15 protein-coding genes, 2 tRNA genes and 3 rRNA genes are annotated in these 24,284 nt (G+C 63.0%); 7 read left to right on the forward strand and 13 right to left on the reverse strand.

Features of this window, described 5'->3' with window-relative positions; genetic code table 11:
* Nucleotides 1-55 precede the first annotated feature (55 nt).
* Nucleotides 56-406: a PsiF family protein gene (locus ACSQ3Y_RS31960; protein ID WP_436180039.1), complete on the forward strand. Its 351-nt coding sequence runs from the start codon at nucleotides 56-58 to the stop codon at nucleotides 404-406.
* Between the two features lie 89 nt (nucleotides 407-495).
* Here the strand turns inward: ACSQ3Y_RS31960 and ACSQ3Y_RS31965 are convergent, their stop codons facing one another.
* A complete protein-coding gene (locus ACSQ3Y_RS31965; RefSeq protein ID WP_057203881.1) occupies nucleotides 496-942 on the reverse strand; it encodes a DUF2214 family protein in 447 nt (148 codons plus the stop codon).
* 175 nt (nucleotides 943-1,117) lie between these two features.
* Nucleotides 1,118-2,482, reverse strand: coding sequence for a dicarboxylate/amino acid:cation symporter (locus tag ACSQ3Y_RS31970; RefSeq protein WP_057203880.1), 1,365 nt, complete (start codon nucleotides 2,480-2,482; stop codon nucleotides 1,118-1,120).
* A 230-nt stretch (nucleotides 2,483-2,712) separates the two neighbouring features.
* Between ACSQ3Y_RS31970 and ACSQ3Y_RS31975 the strand changes: the two genes are divergently transcribed.
* Nucleotides 2,713-5,388, forward strand: coding sequence for a hybrid sensor histidine kinase/response regulator (locus tag ACSQ3Y_RS31975; protein ID WP_436180040.1), 2,676 nt, complete (start codon nucleotides 2,713-2,715; stop codon nucleotides 5,386-5,388).
* 13 nt (nucleotides 5,389-5,401) lie between these two features.
* Here the strand turns inward: ACSQ3Y_RS31975 and ACSQ3Y_RS31980 are convergent, their stop codons facing one another.
* Nucleotides 5,402-6,046 carry a LuxR C-terminal-related transcriptional regulator gene (locus tag ACSQ3Y_RS31980; RefSeq protein WP_057203878.1) on the reverse strand — a complete coding sequence of 215 codons (645 nt, stop codon included), beginning with the start codon at nucleotides 6,044-6,046 and terminating at the stop codon, nucleotides 5,402-5,404.
* A gap of 27 nt (nucleotides 6,047-6,073) precedes the next feature.
* The gene (locus tag ACSQ3Y_RS31985; RefSeq protein ID WP_057203877.1) at nucleotides 6,074-7,006 is read right to left on the reverse strand and encodes a LysR family transcriptional regulator; all 933 of its coding nucleotides are present in this window, start codon (nucleotides 7,004-7,006) and stop codon (nucleotides 6,074-6,076) included.
* A gap of 172 nt (nucleotides 7,007-7,178) precedes the next feature.
* Between ACSQ3Y_RS31985 and ACSQ3Y_RS31990 the strand changes: the two genes are divergently transcribed.
* From ACSQ3Y_RS31990 to ACSQ3Y_RS32010, 5 genes are all read left to right on the forward strand, one after another.
* A complete protein-coding gene (locus tag ACSQ3Y_RS31990) occupies nucleotides 7,179-9,389 on the forward strand; it encodes a malate synthase G (protein ID WP_436180041.1) in 2,211 nt (736 codons plus the stop codon).
* Nucleotides 9,390-9,604: 215 nt separating this feature from the next.
* Entirely contained in the window at nucleotides 9,605-9,838 is a 234-nt protein-coding gene (locus tag ACSQ3Y_RS31995) for a cysteine-rich CWC family protein (RefSeq protein ID WP_436180042.1), read from the forward strand.
* A gap of 48 nt (nucleotides 9,839-9,886) precedes the next feature.
* Nucleotides 9,887-10,075: a 4-oxalocrotonate tautomerase gene (locus tag ACSQ3Y_RS32000; RefSeq protein WP_057203875.1), complete on the forward strand. Its 189-nt coding sequence runs from the start codon at nucleotides 9,887-9,889 to the stop codon at nucleotides 10,073-10,075.
* A 27-nt stretch (nucleotides 10,076-10,102) separates the two neighbouring features.
* Nucleotides 10,103-11,599 carry an MFS transporter gene (locus tag ACSQ3Y_RS32005; RefSeq protein ID WP_057203874.1) on the forward strand — a complete coding sequence of 499 codons (1,497 nt, stop codon included), beginning with the start codon at nucleotides 10,103-10,105 and terminating at the stop codon, nucleotides 11,597-11,599.
* A 29-nt stretch (nucleotides 11,600-11,628) separates the two neighbouring features.
* The gene (locus ACSQ3Y_RS32010; RefSeq protein WP_057203873.1) at nucleotides 11,629-12,396 is read left to right on the forward strand and encodes a class II glutamine amidotransferase; all 768 of its coding nucleotides are present in this window, start codon (nucleotides 11,629-11,631) and stop codon (nucleotides 12,394-12,396) included.
* A 223-nt stretch (nucleotides 12,397-12,619) separates the two neighbouring features.
* Here the strand turns inward: ACSQ3Y_RS32010 and rrf are convergent.
* From rrf to gshA, 9 genes are all read right to left on the reverse strand, one after another.
* Nucleotides 12,620-12,732 (reverse strand): 5S ribosomal RNA (gene rrf, locus ACSQ3Y_RS32015).
* 150 nt (nucleotides 12,733-12,882) lie between these two features.
* Nucleotides 12,883-15,761, reverse strand: a 23S ribosomal RNA gene (locus tag ACSQ3Y_RS32020).
* 381 nt (nucleotides 15,762-16,142) lie between these two features.
* A tRNA-Ala gene (locus tag ACSQ3Y_RS32025) sits at nucleotides 16,143-16,218 on the reverse strand.
* Nucleotides 16,219-16,270: 52 nt separating this feature from the next.
* Nucleotides 16,271-16,347 (reverse strand) — tRNA-Ile (locus ACSQ3Y_RS32030).
* 52 nt (nucleotides 16,348-16,399) lie between these two features.
* A 16S ribosomal RNA gene (locus ACSQ3Y_RS32035) occupies nucleotides 16,400-17,932 on the reverse strand.
* Together the 16S, 23S and 5S rRNA genes with 2 tRNA genes alongside form the textbook arrangement of a ribosomal RNA operon.
* A gap of 558 nt (nucleotides 17,933-18,490) precedes the next feature.
* Complete coding sequence (gene gshB / locus ACSQ3Y_RS32040) at nucleotides 18,491-19,450, reverse strand: glutathione synthase (protein WP_436180043.1); 960 nt, start codon at nucleotides 19,448-19,450, stop codon at nucleotides 18,491-18,493.
* Between the two features lie 74 nt (nucleotides 19,451-19,524).
* Nucleotides 19,525-20,712, reverse strand: coding sequence for a benzoate/H(+) symporter BenE family transporter (locus ACSQ3Y_RS32045; protein WP_436180044.1), 1,188 nt, complete (start codon nucleotides 20,710-20,712; stop codon nucleotides 19,525-19,527).
* Between the two features lie 202 nt (nucleotides 20,713-20,914).
* Entirely contained in the window at nucleotides 20,915-22,783 is a 1,869-nt protein-coding gene (locus ACSQ3Y_RS32050) for a potassium transporter Kup (protein WP_436180045.1), read from the reverse strand.
* A gap of 191 nt (nucleotides 22,784-22,974) precedes the next feature.
* Nucleotides 22,975-24,270: a glutamate--cysteine ligase gene (gene gshA / locus ACSQ3Y_RS32055; RefSeq protein WP_322591897.1), complete on the reverse strand. Its 1,296-nt coding sequence runs from the start codon at nucleotides 24,268-24,270 to the stop codon at nucleotides 22,975-22,977.
* Nucleotides 24,271-24,284 lie beyond the last annotated feature (14 nt).

Here is a 24,284-nt window from a genome sequence, read left to right on the forward strand (position 1 = left end):
TAATCGGGCAATCCGATGCGGATTGCATCGGATGCCCTTACCACCGGAGCACTATATGAAAAAGCTTCTCTCCCTGACGGCCCTGAGCCTGGTCCTCTCTTTCGGTGCAGCACACGCTGCCGACGCCCCTGCGGCCAAGGCCTCCGCGCCCGCAGCTGCGGCTGCAGCCGCCCCGGCGGCGCCTGCAGCATCGGCCGCAGCACCCACCAAGCAGCAGTCCAAGATGGCCACCTGCAACACCGAGGCAGCCGACAAGAAGGGTGACGAGCGCAAGGCCTTCATGAAGACCTGCCTGTCCAATAAGCCTGCCACGCAGCAGGACAAGATGAAGACCTGCAACGCCGACGCAAAGGGCAAGAAGGGCGACGAGCGCAAGGCCTTCATGAGCGAGTGCCTCAAGAAGTGATCTGCCGTGCCGGCCTGCCTGGCCGGCATTCGCCAGCAACCCGCCCGGCCCCGTGCCCGGCGGGTTTTTTCATGGCCTGGGGCCTGTGCTTACCAGCCCCGCGCCCAGAACACCGCGATCACGGCCACCACCGGGATCGCATGGGCCTGCAGCATCACCAGGCGGCGCACCCTGGCGACTTCTCTCTTATCCGGCAGGGTGCCATCGGCGCGCAGCTGGCGCAGCCAGCGCCGGAAGGCGATGGTAGGGAAGATGGAGACGATGGCAATCGCCACCACCAGTGTGATCTTGAAGTGGAACATGGGCTGGGATACGTACCAGGACATGCCCTTGACCCCGAAGAACACCCGCGCCAGCCCCGTGGCCACCAGCGCCATGGCCGAGGCGGCATAGATGGCGTCGAGCCGCGCCAGGCGCTCCACCACCGCGGCATTGAGCCATTCGATGCGGCACAGCGCGGCCTGGCTCGACAGGAAGACCACCAGGGTCAGGATGGCCACTATGTGCAGGGCGGCCAATACGGCTTCGAGGGTCATCGCGGATCCTTGTTTGGGGCAGTTCGCGGCGATTGTGCGCGAGGAACGGCCCCGCAGAGGTAGGCGCTCTTCCTGACCCGTCCCTCGGCCGGCAGTTGCATGCGAAAAAGGAGCGTGCCCATGCAGGCACACCCCTTCTTGTGAAACCATGGCCCCGCAACGGGCCTGCCAGCGATCAGGCGGCCGTGCGCGCCACGGCGGCCACATCGGCCGGCACCACGGGTGCTGACACGGGGACTGCCACGTCCGGCAGCGGGTGACCGTCCAGGGCGGCGTGCAGGCGGGTGTAGTCGAGCGCATTTTCCCAGCGCGAGACCACTACGGTGGCGACGGCGTTGCCGATGAAGTTGGTCAGCGAGCGGCATTCGCTCATGAAGCGGTCCACGCCCAGGATCAAGGCCATGCCGGCCACGGGCACTTCGGGCACCACGGCCAGGGTGGCGGCCAGGGTGATGAAGCCCGCGCCGGTCACGCCAGCCGCGCCCTTGGAGCTGAGCATGGCCACCAGCAGCAGGGCGACCTGGTGGCCCAGCGTGAGTTCGGTGTTGGTGGCCTGGGCGATGAACAGCGCGGCCAGCGTCATGTAGATGTTGGTGCCGTCCAGGTTGAAGGAGTAGCCCGTGGGCACCACCAGGCCGACCACCGACTTGCTGCAACCGGCCTTTTCCATCTTTTCCATCAGTGAAGGCAGGGCCGATTCGGAGGACGAGGTGCCCAGCACCAGCATCAGCTCGGCCTTGAGGTAGCGGCACAGCTTGAGCACCGAGAAGCCGCACAGGCGCGCCACGAAGCCCAGCACCACCAGCACGAAGAGCAAGGAGGTGATGTAGAACGAACCGACCAGCCAGGCCAGGTTGACCAGCGAGCCCAGGCCGAACTTGCCGATGGTGAACGCCATGGCACCGAAGGCCCCCAGGGGCGCGGCCTTCATCACCAGGCCCACCACCTTGAACACGGGGGTCGTCAGCGCTTCGAGAAAGTTCTGCACGGGGCGGCCGGCCTCACCCACCATGGCCAGCGCCACGCCGAACAGCACGGCCACCAGCAGCACCTGCAGGATGTTGTCGCCCACGAAGGGGCTGATCAGCGTCTTGGGGATGATGTCCATGGCAAAGCCGGTGAGCGTCATCTCGTGCGACTTGGCCACGTAGGTCTTCACGGCCGTCTGGTCCAGGTCGGCCGGGTTGATGTTCATGCCCGCGCCGGGCTGCACCACGTTGGCCACGATCATGCCGATGACCAGCGCCAGCGTGGAGAAGAACAAAAAGTACGCCATGGCCTTGCCGAACACGCGGCCTACGGAGCTCAGCTGCGACATGCCCGCGATGCCGGTCACTATGGTCAGAAAGATCACCGGGGCGATGATCATCTTCACCAGCTTGATGAAGGCATCACCCAGGGGCTTGAGCGCTTCGCCGTAAGCCGGTTCGAAATAACCCAGCAACACGCCCAGGACGATGGCGAGCACCACCTGGAAGTACAGTTGGCGGTAGAACGGCAGGTGCACCGGTTGGGCGGCCTGGGCAGGAATGGCGTGCATGGGGGACTCCAGAAGTCACGGGAACTGCACCACCGGGGTGCTTCGAGGGTGCTGTTTGTACCGCTGCCCGCTGTTTCCGCAGATAGCTAATTGGTAGTAGTCGGCGGCGCCCCCATAGGAGGCCCATCGGCAAATCCTAGGGAAAACACCTAGCACCCCAGAAAGGTGCGGCACACTCCCACGCGCACCAAACACGCGCTTGTGAGCGCCTTCCACGAACCGCCTCGTCCATGACCACCTCCCACCGCCGCAAGTTCTGGACTGTGCTGATCCTGCTCGCAGGCATGGCGGCCAGCATGTTCGCGGCCGGCCAATGGGCCTGGCAGCATTCGCTCGACGAAGAGAGCGACAGCGTACAGCGCCAGCTGGCCCTGTACGGGCAGACGCTGGGCCAGCGCATCGACCGCTACCGCACCCTGCCCGAGGTGCTGGCGCTGGATGCGCAGCTGTACGACGCGCTGAGCCGCCCCCAGAGCCCGGCGCAAGTGGAGCAGCTCAACCTCAAGCTGGAGCGGGCCAACGGCGCCAGCCAGTCGTCCACCCTGACCCTGATCAACCGCGAGGGCCTGGCCGTGGCAGCCAGCAACTGGCGCAGCGCCACCAGCAACGTGGGCGTGGACTACAGCTTTCGCCCCTACGTACAGCAGGCGCTGGCGCAAGGCAGCGGCAGCTTCTATGGCATCGGGGTGACGACGGGGGAGCCGGGCTACTTCCTGTCGCAGGCCATCCGCGATGACCAGGGCGAGCCGCTCGGCCTGGTGGTGATCAAGATCGCACTGCAGGAGCTGGAGCGCGAATGGCTGCAGACGGAGGACATCGTGCTGGCGTCCGACGCGCACGGCGTGGTCTTTCTCGCCAGCCAGGATGCCTGGCGCTACCGGCTGCTGGAACCGCTGACCGAAGCGGAGCGCCGCGAGCTGGCCGCCACGCGCCAGTATTCGGACCAACCGCTGCGCCCGCTGGACTACCGGGTGGACGACCGCATGGACAACGGCGGCCGCCTGGTGCGCATGCAGACAGCCGACCTGCCGGGCCTGCCCGGCCGCCTGCTGTGGCAGACCCAGCCCCTGCCCGGCACGCCCTGGCAACTGCACCTGGTGCACGCAACCCACAGCAGCGTGGCGGACAGCCGCTGGGCTGCTGCGGCGGGCGGCGGCGGCTGGCTGGCGCTGGCGCTGCTGGTGCTGTTCGTGCGCCAGCGCCAGCGCCTGGCCCACCTGCGCCAGCGCAGCCGCCAGGAGCTAGAGACCGTGCTGCAGCAGCACGCCCAGGAACTGCGCACCGCGCAGGACGGCATCGTGCAGGCGGCGCAGCAGGCCGCGCAACAGACGGATACGGGACTGTCGCGCAGCCTGGAGCACCTGCCGCAGGGCGTGGTCATCATCGACGCCGACCTGCGCCTCGTGGCCTGGAACTCGCGCTACGTGCAGCTGTTCCGCTACCCCTCCGACCTGATGCAGGTGGGCCAGCCCATCGAGGGCCTGCTGCGCCACAACGCACGCCGCGGCCTGCTGGGCCCTGGCCCGGTCGACGAATCCGTCGAGCGGCGCCTGTCGCACCTGCGCAGCGGCCTGCCCCACCTGCACGAAAGCGCCAAGGACGACGGCACGGTGCTGGAGATACGCGGCACCCCCCTGCCCGAGGGCGGGTTCGTGACCAGCTACGCCGACATCACCAGCTACAAGAACGCCGCGCGCGAGCTGCGTTCGCTGGCCGATGCGCTGGAACAGCGCGTGGCCGACCGCACGCGCGACCTGGACGCCGCCCGTCGCGAGGCCGAGCAGGCCAACCGCTACAAGACCCGCTTCGTCGCAGCGGCCGTGCACGACCTGCTGCAGCCGCTGAACGCCGCCCGCATGTTCAGCTCGCTGTTGCGCAGCCACCTGCACGACGATGCCGGCCGGCATGCGGCCGACAGCATCGACGGGGCCCTGGCTGCGCAGGACGCGATCCTCAACAGCCTGCTCGATATCTCGCGCATGGAGTCTGGTCAGCTCGACGTGCGCATCCACGACGTGGCCCTGGGCCCGCTGCTGCAGGTGCTGGCCCACAATTTCGGTGTACTGGCCGAGAACCAGGGCCTGAAGCTCTCGTGTGTGGCCACGCGCCAGGTGGTGCGCACCGACGAGAACCTGCTGCGCCGCATCCTGCAGAACTTCGTCTCCAACGCCATCCGCTACAGCAGGCACGGTCGCATCGTGGTGGGTTGCCGCCGCGTGGGCAACGGCCACCTGCGCATCGAGGTGCATGACCAGGGGCCAGGCATTCCCGAGGCGCTGCAGCGCGAGATCTTCGAGGAGTTCCGCCGTCTGGACGAGGGTCGCGCCGACGACCGGGGTGCCGGCCTGGGCCTGGCCATCGTGGAGCGCCTGGGCCGCCTGCTGGGCCACCCCATCGGGCTGCGCTCGCAACTGGGGCGCGGCAGTGTGTTCTGGGTCTGTGTGCCGCTGGGTGATCCGACCGCCCTGCAGCAGCAGATCGCAGCCCCCGCCACGGCCCAGCCAGCGCTCGAGGACGCCCCGCTGCACGGCAGCAGTGCCTGGGTGATCGAGGACGATGGTCCGACCTGCGCTGCCACGAAGGCCCTGCTGGAGCGCTGGGGCTGCCAGGTGCCGCTGGCCGGTGACGCGAAGGAGGCGTTGGCGCAGGCCCAGCCGGGCCAGGCACCGCAGCTGGTGCTGCTGGACGTGCACTTGGGTGGCGGCCAGCACGGTCCTGACGTCTATACCGAACTGTGCCGCCGTTGGGGCCAGGCTCCGGCCGTGATCCTGGTGACCGCCGAGCGCGACGCCACGCTGCGCCGCCAGGCCGCCGAACGCGGCTGGGGCTTTCTGGCCAAGCCGGTGCGCGCACCCGCGCTGCGGGCACTGATGAGCCAGACCTTGCTGCGCCTGCAGGAAAGATAGCGCCGCAGCAGGCTCAGGCGGATGCCGCGTCCTCGGTCTCCAGGCTCTTGACCAGCACAGCGGCCTGGGTGCGGCTGTGGCAGGCCAGCTTTTTCAGGATGGCGGTGACATGCACCTTGACGGTGTTCTCGGCCAGGCCCAGCTCACCCGCAATCTGCTTGTTGAGCAGGCCGTCGGCCAGGCACAGCAGCACGCGGAACTGCTGGGGCGTGAGCTGCGCCAGGCGGGCGGCCAGCTCGGCGTCGGCCTCGGAGCGCTCGGCGGCCATGGGCGGAAACCAGCTGTCGCCGGCCAGCACCGCCTCGATGGCCTCGCCCATGGCTTCGGCGGGCGCGGACTTGGGGATGAAGCCCACCGCGCCGAACTGCTGGGCGCGGCGGATGACGCGCGGGTGGTCGTTGGACGAGATGATCACCACGGGCAGCTCCGGATACTCACCACGCACGTGCAGCAGGGCCGAGAAGCCGCGCGCGCCCGGCATGCTCAGGTCCAGCAGCACCAGTTCCACCTCGGGATGCTCCTGCAGCGCCGTGCCCAGCGTGGCCGCACTGGCGGCCTCCAGCGTGCGGAACTGGGGCAGGCGCCCGTGCAGCACGTGCAGCACGGCAGCGCGGAACAAGGGGTGGTCGTCAGCGACCAGGAGCGTGGGCTCGGACATGGAGTCTGCAGTCTGCCACGGGCCCGATCAATGGGCCGGTATGCCCCGCCAGAAGGCAGGCTGCGCGTAATGGTGCTTGAGGAAGTCGATCCACAGCCGCACGCGCAGCGGCATGTGCTTGCGCTGGGGGAAGACCACGTAGATGCCGTTGGGCGGTGCAGCAAACTCTTCCAGCACCTCCACCAGGCGGCCGGCGGCGATCTCGGCCTCCACCTCCCAGGTGCTGCGCCAGGCGATGCCGTAGCCGGCCAGGCACCAGTCGTGCAGCACCTGCCCGTCGGAGCAGTCGAGCGGCCCGCCGGGCTTGAGGTGGACCACCTCGGTGCCGCCGCCCTCCAGCGGCATGCGGAACGCCCAGCCACGCGTCTGCGAGGCTTCGCTCGACAGGGTCAGGCAATCGTGAGAGGGCAGTTCGCCCGGGTGGCGCGGGGCCGGGTGGTTTTTCAGGTACCCGGGCGTGGCCACGCACAGGCGCCGGTTGTCGGCAATGCGCACACTCACCAGGGACGAATCGGGCAGGTCGCCCACGCGCACGGCGCAGTCGAAGCCTTCACCGGCGAGGTCGACCACCCGGTCACTGAGGTTGAGTGAAATCGTCACGTCCGGGTGTTCGCTGCGAAAGCGCGGCACCAGCGGCGCCACATGCCTGCGGCCAAAGCCTGCTGGCGCCGTGATGCGCAGGTGCCCTGTGGCCTTGACGCCGCCCTCGGACACGCTGGCCTCGGCATTGGCCACGTCGGACAGCAGGCGCTGGCAGTCCTCCAGGAAGGCGCTGCCTTCATGCGTCAAGCTGATGCGCCGCGTGGTGCGAACCAGCAGCTTCACGCCCAGGTGCTCTTCGAGCGCATCGAGCCGGCGGCCCATGATGGCCGGAGCCACGCCCTCGGCCTTGGCGGCGGCGGTGAGGCTGCCACGCGTGGCAACCGAGACGAAGGATTCGAAGGCCTTGAGCTTGTCCATGGGGCTGATTATGGTGAAGGAGCGCGCCCACCGCACCCTCACTTGTGCGTAAAAGTCATTGGTTTACAGCTTTTGAGCATATTTATACCGACAAACATTTGCAATACAGTCTGCCCATGGCCTGCAGTGGCGGGCTCCGCATTTGTTCACATCCAACGCCTGAGGCACTCCCATGACCGACCGCACTTCCATCCACGGCCTGCAAGTGGCCACGTCCTTGTTCCGCTTCGTCGAAGACAAGGTGCTGCCCGGCACCGGCGTGGACAGCGCCGCCTTCTGGAAGGGCTTTGACGGCATCGTCGCCGACCTGGCGCCGCGCAACATCGCCCTGCTGGCCGAGCGCGACCGCCTGCAGACCGAGCTCGACACCTGGCACCAGGCCAACCCCGGCCCCATCACGGACATGGTGGCCTACCGCGGCTTCCTCGAAAAGATCGGCTACCTGGTGCCCCAGCCTGCCGACGTGCAGGCCACCACCACCAACGTGGACGACGAACTGGCCACCCAGGCCGGCCCGCAACTGGTGGTGCCCATCCTCAACGCCCGCTATGCCTTGAATGCCGCCAATGCGCGCTGGGGCAGCCTGTACGACGCGCTGTATGGCACCGATGCCATCCCCGAGACCGATGGTGCGGACAAGGGCAAGGGCTACAACCCCGTGCGCGGCGCCAAGGTGATCGCCTTCGCGCGCCAGGTACTGGACGACACGGCGCCCCTGGCCACCGGCTCGCACAAGGACTCCACCGGCTACCGCGTGGAAGATGGCCAGCTGGTGGTGGCGCTCTCCAACGGCGGCACCACGGGCCTGAAGGATCCCTCCCAATTCAAGGGCTACCAGGGCGACGCAGCAGCGCCTTCCTCGGTGCTGCTGCAGCACAACGGCCTGCACCTCGACATCCAGATCAACCGCAGCACCCCCATCGGCCAGAGCGATGCGGCCGGCGTGAGTGACCTGGTGCTGGAGGCGGCGCTTTCCACGATTCTCGACCTCGAAGATTCCGTGGCCGCCGTGGACGCCGAAGACAAGGTGCTGGGCTACAGCAACTGGCTGGGCATCATCCAGGCCACGCTGACCGAGCAAGTCGCCAAGGGCGGCAAGACCATCACGCGCGGGCTGAACGCCGACCGCGTGTACACCGCGCCGTCCGGCGCGACCGGTGCCGTGCGCCTGCATGGCCGCTCGCTGATGTTCCTGCGCAATGTGGGCCACCTGATGACCAACCCGGCCATCCTGTACACCGACGCCCAGGGCAAGGAGCGCGAGATCCCCGAGGGCATCATGGACGCCGTGGTCACCACCACCATCGCGCTGCACGACCTGCAAGGGCACGGTGCCAACGGCATCCGCAACTCGCGCAAGGGCAGCGTCTACATCGTCAAGCCCAAGATGCACGGCCCCGCCGAAGTGGGCTTTGCCAGCGATCTGTTCGGCCGCGTGGAGCAGTTGCTGGGCCTGGCCACCGATACCGTCAAGCTGGGCATCATGGACGAGGAGCGCCGCACCAGCGTGAACCTCAAGGCCTGCATCGCCGCCGCCGCCAGCCGCGTGGCCTTCATCAACACCGGCTTCCTCGACCGAACCGGCGACGAGATGCACACCGCCATGCTGGCCGGCCCGATGATCCGCAAGGGCGACATGAAGACCAGCGCCTGGATCCAGTCCTACGAGAAGAACAACGTGCTGGTGGGCCTGTCGTGCGGCCTGCGCGGCAAGGCGCAGATCGGCAAGGGCATGTGGGCCATGCCCGACCTGATGGCCGAGATGCTGAAACAGAAGATCGCCCACCCCAAGGCCGGCGCCAACACCGCCTGGGTGCCCAGCCCCACGGGCGCCACGCTGCACGCCCTTCACTACCACCAGGTCAACGTGGCCGAGATCCAGATAGGCCTGGAAAAGACCGACGTGAACGCCGAGCGCGACAACCTGCTGACCGGCCTGCTCACCGTGCCCGTGACCGCCACCCCGAACTGGACCGATGCCGAGAAGCAGCAGGAGCTGGACAACAACGCCCAGGGCATCCTGGGCTATGTGGTGCGCTGGGTGGACCAGGGCGTGGGCTGCTCCAAGGTGCCCGACATCCACAACGTGGGCCTGATGGAAGACCGCGCCACCTTGCGCATCAGCAGCCAGCACATGGCCAACTGGCTGCGCCACGGCGTGGTGACCGAAGCCCAGGTGAAGGAGACCTTCGAGCGCATGGCCGCCGTGGTGGACGGCCAGAACGCCGGCGACCCGCTGTACCAGCCCATGGCCGGCCATTTCGGCACCAGCATGGCCTACCAGGCGGCCTGCGACCTGGTCTTCAAGGGCATGGCCCAGCCCAGCGGCTACACCGAGCCGCTGCTGCACGCTTGGCGCCTGAAGCTCAAGGCGGCGGCCTGACCACCGGGGCCTTGCGGCCCCCCTGCACAGAGGGGTCCTCCGGATCCCTCCTCCAACGGCACCTTCGGGTGCCTTTTTTTTCGGCATGGCCCCACACCGGTGACCCCACAAAGGCCCTCACCCTGGCCCCTGGGCCCGGGAGGCGGCACAATGGGCCGGGCACGCCAGCCAGGCAGCGCGCGAGGCATGGCGCGCCCTGCTGCACCCACCCCACGATGACTCCCCCACCGATTTCCACCGTCTCGCAGTGCCCTTTGTGCGGGCAGGCGAACCAGTGCGCCATGGCGGCCGGACAGCCGCCCGAAACCTGCTGGTGCATGGCCACCACCGTGGCGCCCGAGGCCCTGGCCGAAATTCCTGCGGCGGCCCGTGGCAAGGTCTGCATCTGCCCGCTGTGCGCTCGGCCTCGTCCGGCTCTGGACGCATTGGACCCGGCGGCCCCGATATGATTTCCTCTTTTCTTTTCGTTCATTGACCATTACCCCAAGGAGTCCTGCATGCCCACTTACCACGTCGAGATGATGGAAGGCCGCACCATCGAGCAAAAGAAGAAGCTCGTGGAAGAAATCACCCGCGTGTCCGTCGAAGTGCTCGGCGGCTCGCCCGAGTCGGTCGACATCCTGATCACCGACATCAAGCGCGAGAACTGGGCCACCGGCGGCAAGCTCTGGTCCGAGCGCACCTGATACCCTTCTGACCACGATCCCCCGCCCATGAGCGCACAGCCATCCTCCAGCTCCCTCGCCGCACTGCGCGAACGCCATGGCGAGCGCTACCGCTGGCTGCTGCTGCTGACGGTCATGGTCGGCACGATGGCGTCGATAATGTCCTCGACCATCGTCAACGTCGCCATCCCGGACATGAGCCATTACTTCACCCTGGGGCAGGAACGTGCCCAGTGGGTGACCTCGGGCTTCATGGTGGCCACCACGGTGTCCATGCTCACCACGCCGTGGCTGCTGTCGCGCTACGGCTACCGCGCCACCTACGTGGGGGCCATGCTGCTATTGCTGGCGGGCGGCATCGGGGGTGGCCTGGCGCGCGATTTCGGCCTGGTGCTGGTGGCGCGTGTGGCCGAGGGCCTTGCGGCCGGGGTGGTGCAACCCATTCCTGCCGTCATCATCCTGTACGCATTCCAACCCCATGAACAGGGCCGCGCGAGCGGCATCTTCGGCATGGGCGTGGTGCTGGCACCGGCGATCGGCCCGAGCATCGGCGGGCTGCTGGTCGACTGGTTCGGTTGGCGCTCCATCTTCTTCATGGTGGTGCCGCTGTGCCTGGCCTCCATCTGGCTGGCCTACAAGTTCGTACCGGTCACGGCGCCGGGCGGCGTGGCGGCCAACCGCAATGGCGAGGCGCTCGACTGGCGCGGTCTGGCGCTGGGTACCGCCGGCACGCTGTGCCTGCTCAATGGGCTAGTGGCCTTGCATGGGGGCACCGCCACGGAGGCCATCCTCCTGCTGGCGGGCGCCGTGGTGGCCACAGGCCTGTTCATCGGCTGGCAGCGCCGGCAACTGCGGCAGGGCCGCAAGCCGCTGATGGACCTGCGGCTCTTTCAGTACCGGCAATTCGCCATGGGCAGTATCGTGGCCTTCATCTACGGCACGGCGCTGTTCGGATCCACCTACCTGCTGCCCGTGTTCATGCAGCTCGGCATGCAGCTGTCGGCCTCGCACGTGGGCACCATCATGCTGCCCGCAGGCTTCGTGCTGGCCATCACCATCGCCATGGTGGGCCGGCTGGCCGACCGGCAGCCCACGCACTTGCTGGTGAGCATCGGGCTGGCCCTTCTGGCCCTGTCCTTCGGGCTCATGGTGCTGGTGGGCCTGGGCTCGGCGCTGTGGATGCTGGTGGCCTTTGCCATCCTCGGCCGCATCGGCCTCGGTTTCATCCTGCCATCGCTGAACCTCGGGGCCATGCGGCCGCTGGACAAGTCGCTGATCTCGCAGGGATCGAGCGCCATCGGCTTTCTGCGCATGCTCGGCGGTGCTGCGGGTGTGAGCCTGTGCGGTATCGTGCTCGAATGGCGCCTGGGTGCGCATGGTGCATCGCTGACCTCGGGCGCGAGCAACGCCGCCCGCATCGATGCCTTTGGCGAAACCTTTCTGATGCTGACCGCGCTGTGCGTGCTGGCCCTGGTGGCCGCCTGGCAACTGCGCGAAGCGCCTGCGGCGCCGGCCGATACCCCCTCCTCTTCACCCCAGGCCTGATGGCCGACTGATCCGGACTTCTCGCGACCATGTGCCAACTGCTGGGTATGAACTGCAACACGCCGACCGACGTGACCTTCAGCTTCACCGGGTTCGCACAGCGCGGCGGCAACACGGCCGACCATGCCGACGGCTGGGGCATCGCCTTTTTCGAGGACCGGGGGTTGCGGCACTTCGTGGACCATCTGCCCGCCGTGGATTCGCCCGTGGCAGAGCTCATCCGCCGCTACCCCATCAAAAGCCAGAATGTGATTGCGCACATCCGCAAGGCCACCCAGGGCCTGGTGAGCCTGCAGAACTGCCACCCCTTCGTGCGCGAATTGTGGGGGCGCTACTGGGTGTTTGCCCACAACGGCGACCTCAAGGACTTCCGGCCCCGCCTGCATTCAACCTTCCACCCGGTGGGCGATACCGACAGCGAACACGCGTTCTGCTGGATCATGCAGGAGCTGGCGAAGTCCCATGCCAGCGTGCCCAGCATTGCCGAGCTGACCATCACCTTGAAGGAACTGGCCGCGCGCATCGCGCCGCACGGCACCTTCAACTTCCTGCTCTCCAATGGGCAGGCGCTGTGGGCCCATGCCTCCACTGGCCTGTACTACGTCGAGCGCAAGCACCCGTTCAGCGAGGCGCAACTGTCCGACGAGGACGTGCGCATCGACTTCGCCACCCAGACCACAGCCACCGACCGCGTGGCCGTGATCGTGACCGCACCACTCACCACCAATGAGGAGTGGACGGCATTTGGCAAGCAAGAACTGCTGGTGTTTGTGGACGGCCAGCGGCAAGGCGGCTGAACCGCTGGGTGCGGGCCTGGATCGCGAGAAGACTTGCCGGACCGGCCCACCAACCTCTGAACGCTCTGCGGAAAATCGCAAAGGCCGTGCGGTCATGGCAGCACGTGCCGCGCGGCTATGTGTCTTCTGCAGCCATCACGACCATCGGGCCGGAGGCATTTCGCTCGCCCAAACGCAAAACCCCCCAGTCCTTTGGAGACTGAGGGGGTTTGGGGCTATAAGAGCCTGACGATGACCTACTTTCACACGGGAACCCGCACTATCATCGGCGCAAAGTCGTTTCACTGTCCTGTTCGGGATGGGAAGGAGTGGTACCAACTTGCTATGGTCATCAGGCATAACTTGGAGTCGACTTGCTCTTGGAGCAAGACAACGAATTCATAGAGTGGAATCAGATTTTATGTGTTTTGACTGCGTCAACTTGGCATAACAATCTTCGAAGCTTGCACACGTCCATGAAGGAGCGTACACGGCTATCAAAGTTATAGGGTCAAGCCTCACGAGCAATTAGTATCAGTTAGCTTAACGCATTACTGCGCTTCCACACCTGACCTATCAACGTCCTGGTCTTGAACGACTCTTCAGGGGGCTCAAGGCCCCGGCAGATCTCATCTTGAAACGAGTTTCCCGCTTAGATGCTTTCAGCGGTTATCTCTTCCACACTTAGCTACTCGGCAATGCCACTGGCGTGACAACCGATACACCAGAGGTGTGTCCACTCCGGTCCTCTCGTACTAGGAGCAGGCTTCCTCAAATCTGCAGCGCCCACGGAAGATAGGGACCAAACTGTCTCACGACGTTTTAAACCCAGCTCACGTACCTCTTTAAATGGCGAACAGCCATACCCTTGGGACCGGCTACAGCCCCAGGATGAGATGAGCCGACATCGAGGTGCCAAACACCGCCGTCGATATGAACTCTTGGGCGGTATCAGCCTGTTATCCCCAGAGTACCTTTTATCCGTTGAGCGATGGCCCTTCCATACAGAACCACCGGATCACTATGTCCTGCTTTCGCATCTGCTCGACTTGTCAGTCTCGCAGTTAAGCACGCTTATGCCATTGCACTATCGTCACGATGTCCGACCGTAACTAGCGTACCTTCGAACTCCTCCGTTACGCTTTGGGAGGAGACCGCCCCAGTCAAACTGCCTACCATGCACTGTCCCCGATCCAGATAATGGACCTAGGTTAGAACCTCAAACACACCAGGGTGGTATTTCAACGTTGGCTCCATGACATCTAGCGACATCACTTCAAAGCCTCCCACCTATCCTACACAGATCTGTTCAAAGTCCAATACAAAGCTACAGTAAAGGTTCATGGGGTCTTTCCGTCTTTCCGCGGGGAGATTGCATCATCACAAACATTTCAACTTCGCTGAGTCTCAGGAGGAGACAGTGTGGCCATCGTTACGCCATTCGTGCAGGTCGGAACTTACCCGACAAGGAATTTCGCTACCTTAGGACCGTTATAGTTACGGCCGCCGTTTACTGGGACTTCAATCAAGAGCTTGCACCCCATCATTTAATCTTCCAGCACCGGGCAGGCGTCACACCCTATACGTCCACTTTCGTGTTTGCAGAGTGCTGTGTTTTTATTAAACAGTCGCAGCCACCGATTTTTTGCAACCCCGTTGGGCTCCCTCTGTTCGAGTTCACCTACTTGGGGCATACCTTCTCCCGAAGTTACGGTATCAATTTGCCGAGTTCCTTCTCCTGAGTTCTCTCAAGCGCCTTAGAATACTCATCTCGCGCACCAGTGTCGGTTTGCGGTACGGTCGTGTGTAGCTGAAGCTTAGTGGCTTTTCCTGGAAGCAGGGTATCACTCACTTCGTCTGCAAGCAGACTCGTTATCACCCCTCATCTAAGCCCGGCGGATTTGCCTACCAGGCACGACTACAGGCTTGAACCAACATATCCAACAGTTGGCTGAGCTAACCTTCTCCGTCCCCACATCGCACTACACATCGGTACAGGAATATTGACCTGTTTCCCATCAGCTACGCATCTCTGCCTCGCCTTAGGGGCCGACTCACTCTACGCCGATGAACGTTGCGTAGAAAACCTTGCGCTTACGGCGAGGGGGCTTTTCACCCCCTTTAACGCTACTCATGTCAGCATTCGCACTTCTGATACCTCCAGCATCCGTTACCAGACACCTTCACAGGCCTACAGAACGCTCTCCTACCACGTGCAATAAATTGCACATCCGCAGCTTCGGTAACTGGCTTAGCCCCGTTACATCTTCCGCGCAGGACGACTCGATCAGTGAGCTATTACGCTTTCTTTAAATGATGGCTGCTTCTAAGCCAACATCCTGACTGTTTTAGCCTTCCCACTTCGTTTCCCACTTAGCCAATTTTAGGGACCTTAGCTGGCGGTCTGGGTTGTTTCCCTCTTGAGTCCGGACGTTAGCACCCGGTGCTCTGTCTCCCAAGCTGTACTCGTCGGTATTCGGAGTTTGCATAGGTTTGGTAAGTCGCCATGACCCCCTAGCCTAAACAGTGCTCTACCCCCGACGGTAATACTTGAGGCACTACCTAAATAGTTTTCGGAGAGAACCAGCTATTTCCAAGTTTGTTTAGCCTTTCACCCCTATCCACAGCTCATCCGCTAGTTTTGCAACACTAGTCGGTTCGGACCTCCAGTACCTGTTACGGCACCTTCATCCTGGCCATGGATAGATCACTTGGTTTCGGGTCTACACCCAGCGACTGATTCGCCCTATTCGGACTCGATTTCTCTACGGCTTCCCTATTCGGTTAACCTTGCCACTGAATGTAAGTCGCTGACCCATTATACAAAAGGTACGCAGTCACCCTTGCGGGCTCCTACTTTTTGTAAGCATGCGGTTTCAGGATCTATTTCACTCCCCTCCCGGGGTTCTTTTCGCCTTTCCCTCACGGTACTGGTTCACTATCGGTCGATTACGAGTATTTAGCCTTGGAGGATGGTCCCCCCATATTCAGACAGGATTTCTCGTGTCCCGCCCTACTTGTCTCTACCTTAGTACCACACGTCTGTTTTCGCATACAGGGCTATCACCTGCTATGGCCGGACTTTCCATTCCGTTTTGCTAACAGTCGTGCTATCAATAGAAGGCTCTTCCGATTTCGCTCGCCACTACTTTCGGAATCTCGGTTGATGTCTTTTCCTCGAGCTACTGAGATGTTTCAGTTCACCCGGTTCGCCTCGCATGACTATGTATTCATCATGCGATACCTCTTGCGAGGTGGGTTTCCCCATTCAGAAATCTCCGGATCAAAGCTTATTTGCCAGCTCCCCGAAGCTTATCGCAGGCTATCACGTCTTTCGTCGCCTGTAATCGCCAAGGCATCCACCACATGCTCTTAGTCACTTGACCCTATAACTTTGACATCTCTTTCAAGATATCGCCGTAATCTTCAAGGACTTGCCAGGTCTTTCACCTGGCGCGTTATGCCGTAAACAACTTCAGATCCTTAGATCTGTCATCGTATTACTTAAGAATTTCAAACTAGGTTTGAATATTCGTTTTGACGCAATCAAAAATTATCGTTGCTAGCGGCACGGTCTGCACTAAACCTTTACGAATGTGCAGTTTCCGCTAGCAACTCTGATTCGACTCTATGAATTTTTAAAGAACAGCCGATTGATCAATCGATATTGATCAACAACAAAACAGCCTCGCATCATTTCTGATTCAAAGCCGCTTTGGTGTTGAGTAATCTCTTACTAACTTGTTGTTGTTTTTGTCTGTCGTCGTTGGTGGAGGATGACGGGATCGAACCGACGACCCCCTGCTTGCAAAGCAGGTGCTCTCCCAGCTGAGCTAATCCCCCATTCCATGCATTTCCCCACAGCTCTCGCCGCAGTTCTCTGTCCATCGGAATTTGGTGGGTCTAGTTGGGCTCGAACCAACGACCCCTGCGTTATCAACACAGTGCTCTAACCAGCTGAGCTACAGACCCTTTTCCAACAACCGATAAGTGTGGGCGTTCAATTTTGAATGCGGTTTTCCAGAAAGGAGGTGATCCAGCCGCACCTTCCGATACGGCTACCTTGTTACGACTTCACCCCAGTCACGAACCCTGCCGTGGTAATCGCCCTCCTTGCGGTTAGGCTAACTACTTCTGGCAGAACCCGCTCCCATGGTGTGACGGGCGGTGTGTACAAGACCCGGGAACGTATTCACCGTGACATTCTGATCCACGATTACTAGCGATTCCGACTTCACGCAGTCGAGTTGCAGACTGCGATCCGGACTACGAATGGCTTTATGGGATTGGCTCCCCCTCGCGGGTTGGCGACCCTTTGTACCATCCATTGTATGACGTGTGTAGCCCCACCTATAAGGGCCATGAGGACTTGACGTCATCCCCACCTTCCTCCGGTTTGTCACCGGCAGTCTCATTAGAGTGCCCAACTGAATGTAGCAACTAATGACAAGGGTTGCGCTCGTTGCGGGACTTAACCCAACATCTCACGACACGAGCTGACGACAGCCATGCAGCACCTGTGTTACGGTTCTCTTTCGAGCACTCCTCTATCTCTAAAGGATTCCGTACATGTCAAAGGTGGGTAAGGTTTTTCGCGTTGCATCGAATTAAACCACATCATCCACCGCTTGTGCGGGTCCCCGTCAATTCCTTTGAGTTTCAACCTTGCGGCCGTACTCCCCAGGCGGTCAACTTCACGCGTTAGCTTCGTTACTGAGTCAGTGAAGACCCAACAACCAGTTGACATCGTTTAGGGCGTGGACTACCAGGGTATCTAATCCTGTTTGCTCCCCACGCTTTCGTGCATGAGCGTCAGTACAGGTCCAGGGGATTGCCTTCGCCATCGGTGTTCCTCCGCATATCTACGCATTTCACTGCTACACGCGGAATTCCATCCCCCTCTACCGTACTCTAGCTATGCAGTCACAAATGCAGTTCCCAGGTTGAGCCCGGGGATTTCACATCTGTCTTACATAACCGCCTGCGCACGCTTTACGCCCAGTAATTCCGATTAACGCTTGCACCCTACGTATTACCGCGGCTGCTGGCACGTAGTTAGCCGGTGCTTATTCTTACGGTACCGTCATGGACCCCCTGTATTAGAAGGAGTCTTTTCGTTCCGTACAAAAGCAGTTTACAACCCGAAGGCCTTCATCCTGCACGCGGCATGGCTGGATCAGGCTTTCGCCCATTGTCCAAAATTCCCCACTGCTGCCTCCCGTAGGAGTCTGGGCCGTGTCTCAGTCCCAGTGTGGCTGGTCGTCCTCTCAGACCAGCTACAGATCGTCGGCTTGGTAAGCTTTTATCCCACCAACTACCTAATCTGCCATCGGCCGCTCCGTCCGCGCAAGGCCTTGCGGTCCCCTGCTTTCATCCGTAGATCGTATGCGGTATTAGCAAAGCTTTCGCTCCGTTATCCCCCACGATCGGGCACGTTCCGATGTATTACTCACCCGTTCGCCACTCGTCAGCATCCGAAGACCTGTTACCGTTCGACTTGCATGTGTAAGGCATGCCGCCAGCGTTCAATCTGAGCCAGGATCAAACTCTACAGTTCGATCTTGATTTTTTTCGCTCTTTCGAGCAACTCATAAAAAAGAATTGAAGTGAACTTCACTTCTATCTCATGAGCGTTTGTAGTGCTAAGCACTAGTTCCAAAGAACTTGGCACTCGCCATCAAACGCCCACGCTTATCGGCTGTATATTTTTAAGGATCCTTGTAGAAATCAGGCCAGAACCGTAGTTCTTTTCTTTATTTCTACCGACTTAGCTGCGATCAGCTGAGCCTTGAATTATAGCACGGTTTTTAAGTTCCGTCAAACTTTTTGGAAGTTTTTGAAGCCGCTTGGCGTCTTCATCTACCCCAGCACTTCGAAGCTCTCACCACCTTTCGGCGACCAGCTCTTTTCAGCGCAGCCTTTGATTGTATACCGAGTTTTTGCTCGCTTTTCTCAAAGGACCCAACTTTTTGCAAAGTTCGCTTCGGTCTACCCAAACTGCCGAAGGCACTACCGAAGCAGTACCTTCTGCTGACCGACTTCTGTGAACAGAGGTCTTGGTAGCGAAGCCCTCGACTATAGCATGAGTTTTGGGGCTGCCGGCAAAGTTGGCCACTTATCGCACGGGCAAGGCAGCCAGCGCAGCCTCCAGTGCATCGATGAACAGGGCGGCCACGTCGCAGCCGGTCTGGTCGAAGATCTCCTGGAAGCAGGTGGGGCTGGTGACGTTGATCTCGGTGACGCAGTCACCGATCACGTCCACGCCGGCCAGCAGCAGACCACGCTCCTGCAGGATGGGGCCCAGGGCGTTGCCGATCTCCCAGTCGCGCTCGGACAGGGGGCGGGCCACGCCCTTGCCGCCGGCCGCCAGGTTGCCACGCACTTCGGTGCCCTGGGGGATGCGCGCCAGGCAGAACGGCACGGGCTTGCCGCCGATGACCAGCACGCGCTTGTCACCTTCGGAGATCTGCGGCAGGAATTTCTGCACCATGACGCTCTCGGCGCCGTCCTTGTTCAGCGTCTCGATGATGCTGCCCAGGTTCATGCCGTCCGGCCCCACGCGGAAGATGCCCATGCCGCCCATGCCGTCCAGGGGCTTCAGAATGATGTCCTTGTGCTCGGCATGGAAGCTGCGGATGTCCGCCGGGTCGCGCGTGACCAGGGTGGGGCCGATGAACTGCGGAAACTCCATGATCGCCAGCTTTTCCGGGTGGTCGCGCAGCGCCCGGGGCTTGTTGAACACGCGGGCGCCATCGCGCTCGGCCTGCTCGAGCATGTGGGTGGCATAGAAGTATTCGCTGTCGAACGGCGGGTCCTTGCGCATCAGCACCGCGCCGAAGTCGGCCAGCACCGCGCTGCGCACGGGCTGCTCTGTGTACCAGTCTTGCGGGTGGCCGGTGAGCACGATGTCGCGCACGCGCGCCGTCACCTTGCCACCGCGCACCCAGCTCACGTCCTGCGGGCCGCACACCGTGATGGTGTGGCCCCGGCGCTGGGCCTCGCGCATCATGGCGAAGGTGGTGTCCTTGTAGATCTTGAAACTGGCCAGCGGGTCGGCGATGAAGAGGATTTGCATGGGCGGGGCGTGGATGGGTGTGAAGAAGGCGTGCGTCCCGAAGGCTGGGACGGGCTCCATATATGAGGAAGCCGTCAGCCGCCTTGGGGGCGCGAACGCCCGTACTGTTGCACAAATAGCGCAAGGCTGCCTGCGACCACGCCCCAGAAGGCCGACCCCACACCCGCCACCACCACGCCGCTGAGCGTGACCAGGAAGGTGATGAGCGCCGCTTCGCGGTGCCCCTCTTCGCGCAACGCCGTCGCCAGCCCATTGCCGATGGTGCCCAGCAAGGCCAGCCCAGCGACGGCCACCACCAGTTCAGAAGGGAACGCGGTGAGCAAGCCCGTGATGACCGCGCCGAACAGCCCGATCACCACATAGAGGGCGCCACAGAACACGGCGGCCGTATAGCGGCGGGCGCGGTCTTCATGCGCCTCGGGGCCCATGCACATGGCCGCGGTGATGGCACTGAAATTCAAGGCAAAGGCGCCAAATGGTGCCAGCACCAGCGTACCCAGGCCCGAGAGGGTGAGCAGGCGCGAGATCGGCAGCGGATAGCCCGACGCGCGGATGACCGCCACGCCCGGCAGGTTCTGCGAGGCCATGGTCACCACGAACAGCGGAATGGCCAGGCTCACGGTGGCCGCCAGGCTGAACTCTGGCGTGGTCCACACCGGCGCGGCCAACGAGAGGTGCACTGCGGACCAGGCCATCTGCCCGCGCAAGGCTACCCAGGCAATGCCCACGGCCAGCGTGAGCACCACGGCATAGCGCGGCAGCAGGCGCCGGCCCAGCAGGTAGGTGGCCAGCATCAGCAGCACCAGGGGCAGCGCCGTCTGCGCGGCGGTGAATGCCTGGATGCCGAAGCGCGCCAACACACCGGCCAGCAGCCCGGCCGCGATCTCCATGGGGATGCGGTTCATGATGCGCTCGAACCAGCCGGTGACTCCGCACAGCGTGATCAGCGCGGCGCTGACCATGAAGGCGCCGATGGCCTCGCCCATGCTGAAGCCGCCGGCCAGCCCCGCAGTGGCCAGCACGGCCGCGCCGGGGGTGGACCACGCGATCATGACCGGCATGCGCAGCACCAGCGATGGCACCAGCGAGCACAGCCCCATGCCCAGGCCCAGTGCCCACATCCAGGAGGTGATCTGCCCCGGCGTGGCATGAAAGGCTTGCGCGGCCTGGAACACGATGGCCACCGAGCTGGTGAAGCCCACCAGCACGGCGACAAAGCCTGCGGTGAAAGCCGACAGGCTCAGGTCTTTGAAAAATTGCATGGGCTGGATTCTGCCCGTTGCACCGATGCGGTGCACAACTGCTCCGATGGCTGCCCCCCTGCTCTGCGCTATGCAGAGGCGATTCCATCGCCCACGATCCCTGCAACTGGCGCATCCCAGGCCAGGGCCACCGTGCAAGGGCCGCCCCGCCGCAACGGTGGCATCCCCCTCAGGGGGAAGGCGCGAAGCGACTCAGGGGGAGTCAAATTTCGATCTTCGACCCGAGCTCCACCACCGCGTTGTTGGGCAGGTGCAGGAAGTCCGCGGCACCGCTGGCGTTGTGGTGCATCTGGGCGAAGAGCTTTTCGCGCCAGGGTGCCATGCCGCTGCCGATGGTGGGCACCACGGTGTCGCGCGAGAGGAAATAGCTCGTGGTCATGGGCTCCATGCCACAGCCGCGTCCGCGCAGTTGCTCCAGGGCGCGCGGCAGGTCGGGGTCGTTTTTGAAGCCGTAGTGCACCACCACCTGCCAGCAATCGTGGCCCAGGGCATCCACCTGCAGGCGCTTGTCCATGCCGATCCAGGGGACCTCATGGCTCTTGACTGTCACGAACAGGTTCTGCTCGTGCAGCACTTTGTTGTGCTTGAGGTTGTGCAGCAGAGCATTGGGCACGACGCCCGTCTCGGCCGTGAGGAACACCGCCGTACCTTCCACACGCGTAGGCGGGCTGATGAACACCGACTCCAGGAAGTCCTTGAGGTCGATGGCATCGGCGCGCAGCTTGTCGTTGACCAGATGGCGCCCTTGCTTCCAGGTCATCATCAGCGTGAAGACAACGCCCCCGATCATGAGCGGGAACCAGCCACCCGCGAACAGCTTGAGCATGTTGGAGGCGAAGAAGGCCAGGTCCACCACAAAGAAGCAGCCCGTGGCGGCAACGCACAGCGCCAGCGGGTAGCCCCAGCCGTAGCGGATCACGAAGAAGGTCAGCGTGGTGGTGATCAGCATGTCCAGCGTCACGGCAATGCCGTAGGCCGCCGCCAGGTTGCTCGACGAGCGGAACATCACCACGGCCAGCACGATGGCCACGAACAGCCCCCAGTTCACGAGCGGGATGTAGATCTGCCCCGTGTCGCGCACGCTGGTGTGCTGGATATTCAGGCGCGGCAGGTAACCGAGCTGGATGGCCTGCTTGGTCACGCTGAAGGCGCCGGTGATCAGCGCCTGCGAGGCGATCACGGTGGCCAGGGTCGCCAGCACCACCAGGGGCAACAGCGCCCAGTCGGGCGCCATCATGAAGAATGGGTTCTTCACCGCCTCGGGCTGGGCCAGCAGCAGCGCGCCCTGACCGAAGTAGTTGAGCGTGAGCGCCGGCATGGCCACGCCGAACCAGGCCAGGCGGATGGGGCGCTTGCCGAAGTGCCCCAGGTCGGCGTACAGGGCCTCGGCCCCGGTCACGCACAGCACCACGGCGCCCAGGATGATGAAGCTGGTGCCCGGGTTGGCGAGCATGAAGCCCAGCGCATAGTGCGGGCTCATGGCCCAGAGGATCTCGGGGTGGGTGACGATGTGGGATACGCCCAGGACCGCCAGGGTCGAAAACCAGACCAGCGTGATGGGCCCGAAGAACTTGCCGATGCCGCTCGTGCCGCGCTTTTGCACCATGAAAAGGCAGAACAGCACCACCAGGGTCAGCGGGATCACGTACTGCTTGAAGTGCGGTGAGACCACCTCCAGCCCCTCTACTGCCGACAGCACCGAGATCGCCGGGGTGATCACCCCATCGCCATAGAACAACGAGGTGCCGAAGATGCCCACCCCCAGCAGCACGCTGCGCAGGCGGGGTTTGTCCTTCACCGCCTGGGAGGCCAGGGCCAGCATGGCGATCAGCCCGCCTTCGCCGTTGTTGTCGGCGCGCAGCACCAGCACCACGTACTTCAGGGAGACGATGACCGTCAGGGTCCAGAAGAGGATGGACAGGATGCCGTAGATGTTGTCCTGGGTAAAAGGCACATGGCCGGACCCGAACACCTCCTTGAGCGCATACAGCACACTGGTGCCGATATCACCGTAGACAACACCGATGGCGCCCAGCGTGAGCGCTGCGAGCGAGGATTTGGAGCTTTGCACTGACCGCGCCCGGCACACGTGGCTGCCGGGGTTCCGTTACTTTTGGGAACGCTATTGTGCTCCTGCGCTGGTGCAGCGGTGCACCAGCCCGGGGCATGTTGCAGCGCAGCAACTGCCCTCTGGCGCCTTGCGGACAGACGTGGCAGGCGGGTGTCCTGCGGCTTTGGGTCGTCGTCTTTAGAGAGCAAACCTCAGTCGTAGACTTCGGCGTCCGGGTTGGTGGCTTCGAGCTCGTAGCTCGCCGCCAGCATGGCCAGACGGGCCACCACGCCATACATGTAAAAGCGGTTCGGCGCGCTCACCCCGGGGCGCATGCCCGGCTGGGGCATGTGTGTGCTGTGCTCGAAGGCCAGGGGCACGAAGCTCGCGCCCGGCGCGTTCAGGTTCTCGTCGATGCCGCGCTCGGCATGCATGCGGTAGAAACCACCCACCACGTAGCGGTCCATCATGTAGACCACGGGCTCGGCCACGGCGTCGTTCACCCGCTCCTGGGTGAGCACGCCTTCCTGAATGATCACGTCGTTGACCACCTGGCCGTCCTTGATGACGGCCATCTTGTTGCGCGTCTTGCGGTTGACCGCGTCCAGCTCCTTGGCGTCGCGCACGGTCATGATGCCCATGCCGTAGGTGCCGTTGTTGGCCTTGACGATCACGAACGGCTTCTCGTTGATGCCGTATTCCTTGTACTTGCGGCGCACCTTGGTCAGCAGCGCATCCACGTGCGTCTGCAGGTTCTCCATGCCGGCGCCTTCGGAGAAGTCCACGTCGCCGCACTGGCTGAACATGGGATTCACCAGCCAGGGGTCGATGCCCAGCATCTTGCCAAAGCGCTTGGCCACCTCTTCGTAGTTCTTGAAGTGGGTGCTCTTCTTGCGCACGCTCCAGCCGGCATGCAAGGGCGGCAGCAGATACTGCTCGTGGATGTCTTCCAGAATGCCCGGCGCGCCTGCAGTGAGGTCATTGTTCAGCAGGATGGTGCAGGGGTCGAAGTCCTTGAGCCCCAGGCGGCGCTTGGTGCGCACCACGGGCTCCAGCGTCACCGTGTCGCCATTGGGCAGCTCGATCAGGGTGGGCTTCTTGATCTCGGGGCTGATGGAACCCACGCGCACGTTGAGGCCGGCCATGTTGAAGATGCGCTGCAGCTGCACCACGTTCGACAGGTAGAAGGTGTTGCGCGTGTGGTTCTCGGGAATGATCAGCAGGTTGCGCGCCTCGGGGCAGATCTTCTCGATGGCGGCCATGGCGGCCTGCACGGCCAGCGGCAGCATCTCCTTGGTCAGGTTGTTCCAGCCGCCCGGAAACAGGTTGGTGTCGACCGGGGCCAGCTTGAAGCCGGCATTGCGGATGTCCACCGAGGTGTAGAACGGCGGGGTGTGCTCCATCCACTCCAGCCGGAACCAGCGCTCGATGGCGGGCATGGAGTCGAGCACGCGCTGCTCGAGTTCGTTGATCGGCCCGGTAAGGGCCGTGATGAGATGCGGAACCATGGGGAGCCCTCAGA

Source organism: Acidovorax sp. LjRoot66, from assembly GCF_964253305.1.
Classification (GTDB): Bacteria; Pseudomonadota; Gammaproteobacteria; order Burkholderiales; family Burkholderiaceae_C; genus Acidovorax.

Bases quoted from the DNA above. Each gene is read 5' to 3' on its own strand.
- ACSQ3Y_RS31960 (WP_436180039.1), top strand. From the start codon at position 56: ATGAAAAAGCTTCTCTCCCTGACGGCCCTGAGCCTGGTCCTCTCTTTC.
- ACSQ3Y_RS31965 (WP_057203881.1), bottom strand. From the start codon at position 942: ATGACCCTCGAAGCCGTATTGGCCGCCCTGCACATAGTGGCCATCCTG.
- ACSQ3Y_RS31970 (WP_057203880.1), bottom strand. From the start codon at position 2,482: ATGCACGCCATTCCTGCCCAGGCCGCCCAACCGGTGCACCTGCCGTTC.
- ACSQ3Y_RS31975 (WP_436180040.1), top strand. From the start codon at position 2,713: ATGACCACCTCCCACCGCCGCAAGTTCTGGACTGTGCTGATCCTGCTC.
- ACSQ3Y_RS31980 (WP_057203878.1), bottom strand. From the start codon at position 6,046: ATGTCCGAGCCCACGCTCCTGGTCGCTGACGACCACCCCTTGTTCCGC.
- ACSQ3Y_RS31985 (WP_057203877.1), bottom strand. From the start codon at position 7,006: ATGGACAAGCTCAAGGCCTTCGAATCCTTCGTCTCGGTTGCCACGCGT.
- ACSQ3Y_RS31990 (WP_436180041.1), top strand. From the start codon at position 7,179: ATGACCGACCGCACTTCCATCCACGGCCTGCAAGTGGCCACGTCCTTG.
- ACSQ3Y_RS31995 (WP_436180042.1), top strand. From the start codon at position 9,605: ATGACTCCCCCACCGATTTCCACCGTCTCGCAGTGCCCTTTGTGCGGG.
- ACSQ3Y_RS32000 (WP_057203875.1), top strand. From the start codon at position 9,887: ATGCCCACTTACCACGTCGAGATGATGGAAGGCCGCACCATCGAGCAA.
- ACSQ3Y_RS32005 (WP_057203874.1), top strand. From the start codon at position 10,103: ATGAGCGCACAGCCATCCTCCAGCTCCCTCGCCGCACTGCGCGAACGC.
- ACSQ3Y_RS32010 (WP_057203873.1), top strand. From the start codon at position 11,629: ATGTGCCAACTGCTGGGTATGAACTGCAACACGCCGACCGACGTGACC.
- gshB (WP_436180043.1), bottom strand. From the start codon at position 19,450: ATGCAAATCCTCTTCATCGCCGACCCGCTGGCCAGTTTCAAGATCTAC.
- ACSQ3Y_RS32045 (WP_436180044.1), bottom strand. From the start codon at position 20,712: ATGCAATTTTTCAAAGACCTGAGCCTGTCGGCTTTCACCGCAGGCTTT.
- gshA (WP_322591897.1), bottom strand. From the start codon at position 24,270: ATGGTTCCGCATCTCATCACGGCCCTTACCGGGCCGATCAACGAACTC.